Source organism: Acinetobacter sp. YH12138 (genome assembly GCF_015218525.1).
GTDB lineage: Bacteria > Pseudomonadota > Gammaproteobacteria > Pseudomonadales > Moraxellaceae > Acinetobacter > Acinetobacter amyesii.
On record NZ_CP048672.1, the window covers coordinates 99039 to 105038 of the forward strand.

Here is a 6000-nt window from a genome sequence, read left to right on the forward strand (position 1 = left end):
GCGGCGCTGTGAACGCAGCATTTTGATTGGTATCGTTGGCCTTCAGGCTCGTCAGTCAAACAGACCCAGGAGCAGCTCAGCCGGTGGCGCCCGGCTTTCGGGTAACGCCCTGGTCCCGCTGGTTTCGGCTTTGTGCTTCAGGTGATCAAGGATCTGCTTGATCACTATAGGGTCTTCAATGCAGGCGATGACTTTCATGGCGCCGCCGCAGCCGCTGCAGGTCTCGATGTCGATATTGAAAACACGCTTGAGCCGTTGCGCCCATGTCATCGACGCTCGCCGTTGTGCTGGTGTTGCCGGTTCATCAGCCACCCTGACCTTGTTGCCCCTGCCCCGTTTTGCCGGCGTGACCAACGCCCGGTGCCGACTGTTGGGTGCGAACACCCCGTGGAAGCGGGTTAGGTTGACTCTGGGCTTCGGTACCAGGGCGGCCAGCCTTGCAATGAAATCCAATGGTTCGAAAATGACGTGCGTGGTGCCGTCCCGGTACGGCGTCTTGAGCTGGTAGCGCACGTTGCCGCCTCGTGTTAACGACAGCCGCTTCTCGGATACCGCCGGGCGGCTGATGTACCGGCACAGCCGTTCGAGCTTCTTGCGTTCATCGGCCCTGGCCGCCACGCCGGCGTGCAGGCTGAACCCGGCTACCTTGCCAATCCCGTCACCGAACGGATCACCACTGGTCGGCAGAGTTTGCAAAGTGAACACCTTTCGCCCCGCCTGTGAACCGACAGCGATACGGTAAGTGATCGAGTGCCCCAGCAGGGGTGTCATCGGGTCGTCATCCACCGCATCCGAGGCCAGATAGCTGTTTTCGACATCCCGTTCCAGCAGGCCTTGCCGTTCCAGATAGCGACCCACCCGGTGGGCGATGGTGTGCGTCAGCTGGGTGAGCTCTGGGCTGGTCGGCGCCTTGACCCAGCGGAAACGCGCTGAGCCGTGGGATTGCTCGACATACACACCGTCGAGAAACAGCATGTGGAAGTGAACATTCAGATTGAGCGCCGATCCAAAACGCTGGATCAGGGTGACCGCGCCCGTCTTGGCCACTTGGTGGGTATGGCCCGCTTTCTTGACCAGGTGCGTGGCAATGACGCGGTAAACGATGCCCAGCACCCACCCCATGATCTCGGGCCGGCTGGCAAACAGGAAACGCAGCTGAAACGGGAAGCTCAACACCCACTGACGCATGGGTTGTTCAGGCAGTACTTCATCAACCAGCAAGGCGGCACTTTCGGCCATCCGCCGCGCCCCACAGCTCGGGCAGAAACCGCGACGCTTACAGCTGAAAGCGACCAGGTGCTCGGCGTGGCAAGACTCGCAGCGAACCCGTAGAAAGCCATGCTCCAGCCGCCCGCATTGGAGAAATTCTTCAAATTCCCGTTGCACATAGCCCGGCAATTCCTTTCCCTGCTCTGCCATAAGCGCAGCGAATGCCGGGTAATACTCGTCAACGATCTGATAGAGAAGGGTTTGCTCGGGTCGGTGGCTCTGGTAACGACCAGTATCCCGATCCCGGCTGGCCGTCCTGGCCGCCACATGAGGCATGTTCCGCGTCCTTGCAATACTGTGTTTACATACAGTCTATCGCTTAGCGGAAAGTTCTTTTACCCTCAGCCGAAATGCCTGCCGTTGCTAGACATTGCCAGCCAGTGCCCGTCACTCCCACTCAAATGTTAATAGGCCGCCTCTATGAAGGGGGCTGTTTTCGGGGTCGATTTCCAGGGGTTCATTGACACTTGAGGGGCGGGCTATGCCTTCCCTCTTGGCGTCCAATCCGCCCCTTGGGGCGTCAAATCAAGTCCGCTTTGTTCGGGCTGGGGTTGAAGTTGAAGCTGGGAATCTCCCCCGGCTTATGGCTGGCTGATGGTACTGGTTTGGGTGTCGCTGGGGTGGCTTTCTTGGGGGCCGGTTGGGAGGATGCCGGCGGTCTTGCGGTGGCCTTTTCAGGCTCGCCTGGCGACCGAATCAGACTGTTCACATAGCTGATAAAAGCATCATATCCGAAGCTGATTTTCCCTTCATCGTGCAGCGTTTTCCAGATGGCTTTTACCGGCCAGCCATCGGTCAAAGCCTCTTTTATGTCGTCGCGCTGGGCCAGGAAAGCCGCCCGATTCTGTCCTGAACGGGTGGGCTTTTGGGTCTGCATTTGCGCTGCAATGCGCTCTGTAAGCCGTTTAGTCATGCCGATTCTACCGCCTTTTATATGTCGATTTATCCGCGATTTAATGCCGATTCTATCGCTATTAAAGCGATTGTAAGGCGACTAAAGCCAGATTGCACGCCTTATGCGTGGAATCGGCTTGTGTTTGTCGATAAAACGGGTTATAGCCGGTAAATGGTAGTGATGTTAAAGTGGTGGTGAAGCGGGCAGGATGTGTGAAGTAGGCCCACCATGCAAGCATGGTGTTCCTCTTCACTTCCCCTTATTCGCACCTGCGGCGCTCAACGGGAATCCTGCCCTGCGGGGCCATCGGCGGACGCCGGAATAAGAGAACCAGGAGGACGCCAAAGATGGAGGCGACAGAGCAGAAGGTAACGAGAAAAAGCAGCACGCCGATCAAGGTGTATTGCCTGCCGGAAGAGCGGGCCGCCATTGAGGCCAACGCACAAGCGGCTGGCTTGAGTACGTCTGCTTTTTTGCTGGCCGTGGGGCAGGGTTACGCCGTCCAGGGCGTGACCGATTACGAGAACGTGCGCGAGCTGGTGCGGGTCAATGGCGACCTGGGCCGCCTCGGTGGTCTGCTGAAATTGTGGCTGACCGACGATGCCCGAACGGCCCGGTTCAGCGCTGAAACTGTCTTGGGCCTGCTGGCCCGGATTGAGGCCAACCAGGACGAAATGAGCCGATTGATGGAATCTATTGTGCGACCCAGGGCAGCATCATGATTGCCAAGCATGTTGCCATGCGTTCCCTGGGCAAATCAGACTTTGCCGACCTGGCTAAATACATCACCGACGCACAGAGCAAAGACCACCGGCTGGGCCATGTTCAGGTCACGAATTGCGAGGCGCATTCAGTGCGCGATGCCATCACCGAAGTGCTGGCCACCCAGCACATGAACACCAGGGCCAAGGGCGATAAGACCTATCACCTGATTGTCAGTTTTCGCGCCGGCGAGAATCCCGATGCCGACACCTTGAAGGCGATAGAGGAACGGATTTGCCAAGGGCTAGGGTTTGGTGAGCATCAGCGTATCAGCGCCGTGCATAACGACACCGACAACCTGCACATCCACATTGCCATCAACAAGATTCACCCGACCAGGCACACGATGCACGAACCGTACTATCCGCACCTGGCGCTGGCCGACTTGTGCGAGACGCTGGAACGGGACTATGGCCTGGAGGCAGACAATCACCGGCCGCAGCAGCGCGGGGCGGCATCGAGGGCCGCCGACATGGAGCGCCATGCCGGCGTGGAAAGTCTGGTGGGCTGGATCAAGCGCGAATGCCTGGACGACATTAAAGCCGCGCAGTCCTGGACGGAGCTGCACCAGGTCATGCGTGATAACGGCCTGGAGATTACGCCAAGGGGTAACGGGTTGGTGATCCGGGCCGATGACGGCACGATGGTCAAGCCCAGCACCCTGTCCCGCGATCTGTCCAAGCCTGCCCTGGAAAAGCGGCTGGGAGCCTTTGAGGCGTCACCGGATCAGCAGGAGAAGCCGCCCAGGCGGCAGTATCAAAAGAAGCCGGTACGGTCACGCGCTGACACCACCGAGCTTTATGCCAGGTACAAAGTTTTTTATCGCCAACTTATCAATGATAAATAAAAGTCACATCTATGTCAAAATCACTTATAACCGCACTCATTGTTGTCGCGCTTGATGCGATTGGTTTGGGATTAATCATGCCGGTGGTTCCGGCTTTATTAAATGAATTTGTACCGGCAGAGCAAACAGCATTTCACTATGGTGTTTTTTTATCGCTTTATGCGTTTATGCAGGTCTTTTGCGCGCCCGTTTTAGGGCGGTTATCTGACCGCTATGGACGGCGGATTATTTTGCTGGTTTCATTTTTAGGTGCCACGATTGATTATAGCATAATGGCGGCAGCGCCTGTTTTATGGGTGCTTTATATCGGCCGGATTATCTCAGGTGTTACCGGAGCAACTGGTGCAATCGCGGCATCAATTATCGCTGATACAACTAAACAGGAAGAACGTGCGCGTTGGTTTGGTTTTATGGGGGCGTGTTTTGGTGCAGGTATGATTGCAGGGCCTGCTATTGGCGGTGTTCTTGGTGATATATCTGTGCATGCGCCCTTTGTGGCAGGGGCTCTTCTCAATGCAATTGCCTTTTGTTTGGTGGCTTTCTTGTTGCCCAAAACGCCGTCACAACCGCCTGAAGGACAGCCAGCCAAAATCAATTTGTTTGAAGGCTTTCGCTTCAATTTTGCAGTTCAGGGACTTGCCAGCTTTTTTGCGTTGTTTTTTCTTATGCAGCTGATTGGGCAGGCGCCCGCCGCTTTGTGGGTGATTTATGGCGAACAGCGCTTGAATTGGGATATTGGCACAGCAGGTGTGTCGCTGGCCGTTTTTGGTGCAGCACATACATTCGTACAAGCTGTTTTAACCGGCACTCTTTCAAAGCGACTGGGTGACCGCGGTGTGTTGCTGCTTGGAATGGGCGCTGATATGTGCGGGTTTTTATTGCTGGCTTTTATCACGCAAAGCTGGATGGCGGTATTCTCAGGAACGGGTCCTATACCAGGAGCAATTCAAGAATTGCAACAGCAGATTTTTACTGAATGGTTACCAACTTCAGGTTTTGAATATGCTGAATTGCCAGATATCGAATTATATTTAGATGCTAATCCTCAGAATGCACAGTTCCAAATATGGCTCCCGATTCGTGCAAAATAAAAAAGTTGTGGCAAGTTTTTTGCCACAACTTTTTTTGAATAAAATGACTCTTAGTATTTTATAACTGACAATCAGCATATTAGATACTATAGTTGTTGTTGGCCTTTTAATTTGTTATAATCATATTGAGAGTAATTAGGAAAAAAGGAGCGTGGACAGATGACTAGAACGTGGTTTATTACTGGTGGAAGTAAAGGAATTGGTTTTGAGACAGTAAAATTAGTATTAGAAAATGGCGACCAAGTCATTTCTTTTTCTAGAACAGAAGGAAAACTCAGCAGGTTAAAAACAGAATATGGATCTTCTTTGCTGATCTGTTTAGGCGATATTGAAGAACGAGACATGGTAGTAGCCGCTGCTGCTAAGGGAGCAGAAAAATTTAATGGCATCGATATTGCTTTGAGTAATGCGGGAATGATGCTTGGAGGAATGATTGAGGAGACAACAGAAGAAGAGGCGCGTCAGATAATGAATGTAAACTTTTTCGGTTCTCTTTGGACGGCTCAAGCGGTTTCTCCTTTTTTGCGAGACAAATCAGGTCGTTTTATCCAAATGAGTAGTATCGGGGGCATCATGTCTTGGATGACTTCAGGTCTATACAGTGCTAGTAAATTTGCGGTAGAAGGATTGACGGAAGCTTTAGCACAGGAACTGGCTCCTTTTGGTGTTCATGTGACTATTGTTGAACCAGGAGGTTATTGGACAGATCTTTACAAGAAACTGCATAATAGTAAACGCTTGCCGGATTATCAAGAACTGCATCAACAAATGGATGCCTTCGCAAAAGAACAGGAGGGTCAGGCGACAGATAGTGACCCTATATTAGCAGCAAAGACAATCTTAAAACTTGCGGCATTGCCTGAACCACCACTACGTCTAATATTAAGTGATTCTCTTTTTGATGGGGTGATCGAAGCAACGGAAAATAAAATCGCCGGGTGGAAAGCAGAGGAGAGCCTCAGTCGGGAATCAGAAAAATTGATTCCAATGCCTGAAGGGTATTTAGCTGATAAGTAGATGACGACAGGAAAGTGACAATAAAAAATGAAAGAAATCATTGAAGAAATTCAAGCATACAAACCTTTTACACAGCAAGAAGCAAATGATCAAAAACTTTTTCTAAAACAAATACAATT

5 protein-coding genes and 2 pseudogenes are annotated in these 6000 nt (G+C 52.5%); 5 read left to right on the top strand and 2 right to left on the bottom strand.

All coding sequences use genetic code 11. The features are described from left to right. Positions 1 to 51 precede the first annotated feature (51 nt). Entirely contained in the window at positions 52 to 1545 is a 1494-nt protein-coding gene (locus tag G0029_RS17630) for an IS91-like element ISVsa3 family transposase (RefSeq protein ID WP_015344975.1), read from the bottom strand. A gap of 244 nt (positions 1546 to 1789) precedes the next feature. Continuing rightward, positions 1790 to 2182 carry a TraK family protein gene (locus G0029_RS17635; RefSeq protein WP_052928019.1) on the bottom strand — a complete coding sequence of 131 codons (393 nt, stop codon included), beginning with the start codon at positions 2180 to 2182 and terminating at the stop codon, positions 1790 to 1792. Positions 2183 to 2511: 329 nt separating this feature from the next. Here G0029_RS17635 and traJ point away from each other — a divergent pair, with 329 nt between their 5' ends. From traJ to G0029_RS17655, 5 genes and pseudogenes are all read left to right on the top strand, one after another. Next, positions 2512 to 2886 (top strand): conjugal transfer transcriptional regulator TraJ, encoded by a 375-nt coding sequence (gene traJ / locus G0029_RS17640; protein WP_033472343.1) that lies wholly within the window; start codon positions 2512 to 2514, stop codon positions 2884 to 2886. Next, a pseudogene (gene traI / locus G0029_RS17645) lies at positions 2883 to 3758 on the top strand (TraI/MobA(P) family conjugative relaxase); the annotation flags it as partial. The gene traJ and the pseudogene traI, both read left to right, overlap by 4 nt. 26 nt (positions 3759 to 3784) lie before the next feature. Next, positions 3785 to 4687 (top strand): annotated as a pseudogene (locus tag G0029_RS17650) (TCR/Tet family MFS transporter); the annotation flags it as partial. Then, the gene (locus tag G0029_RS18465) at positions 4679 to 4864 is read left to right on the top strand and encodes a GyrI-like domain-containing protein (protein WP_233735431.1); all 186 of its coding nucleotides are present in this window, start codon (positions 4679 to 4681) and stop codon (positions 4862 to 4864) included. The pseudogene G0029_RS17650 and the gene G0029_RS18465, both read left to right, overlap by 9 nt. Positions 4865 to 5023: 159 nt before the next feature. Next, entirely contained in the window at positions 5024 to 5881 is an 858-nt protein-coding gene (locus G0029_RS17655) for an SDR family NAD(P)-dependent oxidoreductase (protein WP_120366351.1), read from the top strand. Positions 5882 to 6000: the final 119 nt, after the last annotated feature.

Coding starts and splice junctions, on each gene's coding strand:
- G0029_RS17655 (WP_120366351.1), top strand. CDS start 5,024: ATGACTAGAACGTGGTTTATTACTGGTGGAAGTAAAGGAATTGGTTTT.
- traJ (WP_033472343.1), top strand. CDS start 2,512: ATGGAGGCGACAGAGCAGAAGGTAACGAGAAAAAGCAGCACGCCGATC.
- G0029_RS17630 (WP_015344975.1), bottom strand. CDS start 1,545: ATGCCTCATGTGGCGGCCAGGACGGCCAGCCGGGATCGGGATACTGGT.
- G0029_RS17635 (WP_052928019.1), bottom strand. CDS start 2,182: ATGACTAAACGGCTTACAGAGCGCATTGCAGCGCAAATGCAGACCCAA.
- G0029_RS18465 (WP_233735431.1), top strand. CDS start 4,679: ATGGCGGTATTCTCAGGAACGGGTCCTATACCAGGAGCAATTCAAGAA.